Raw genomic sequence first — 425 nt, 5'->3', positions numbered from 1 at the left:
GCCGCTGCTCGGCGTCCACGCCCTGCCCGATGCGCTCGCCGTGATGGCACGGCCGATGATCGCGATCGTCGGCTCGCGCAACGCCTCCGGCGCCGGGCTGAAATTCGCCGGCCAGCTCGCCGCCGATCTCGGCGCCGCAGGTTTCGTGGTGATCTCCGGCCTTGCCCGCGGCATTGACCAGGCGGCGCATCGGGCGAGCCTGGCCAGCGGCACTATCGCGGTGCTGGCCGGCGGCCACGATAAGATCTATCCGGCCGAGCACGAGGATCTGCTGCTCGACATCATCCAAGCTCGCGGCGCGGCGATCTCGGAGATGCCGCTGGGCCACGTCCCGCGCGGCAAGGATTTTCCCCGCCGCAACCGGCTGATTTCCGGCGCGGCGGTCGGCGTCGCCATCATCGAAGCCGCGTATCGCCCCGGCTCGC

At 71.3% G+C, this 425-nt stretch carries 1 protein-coding gene; it reads left to right on the top strand.

Translation table 11 applies throughout. The annotated features are described in order from the left end of the window. Positions 1 to 425: DNA-processing protein DprA (locus tag DYI24_RS27825; protein WP_205523732.1), on the top strand; the 425-nt coding region annotated here is incomplete at both ends.

The organism is Rhodopseudomonas sp. BR0C11 (genome assembly GCF_010820945.1).
In the GTDB taxonomy this organism is placed as follows: Bacteria; Pseudomonadota; Alphaproteobacteria; order Rhizobiales; family Xanthobacteraceae; genus Rhodopseudomonas; species Rhodopseudomonas palustris_H.
This window is presented reverse-complemented; position numbering and strand designations above follow the sequence as displayed.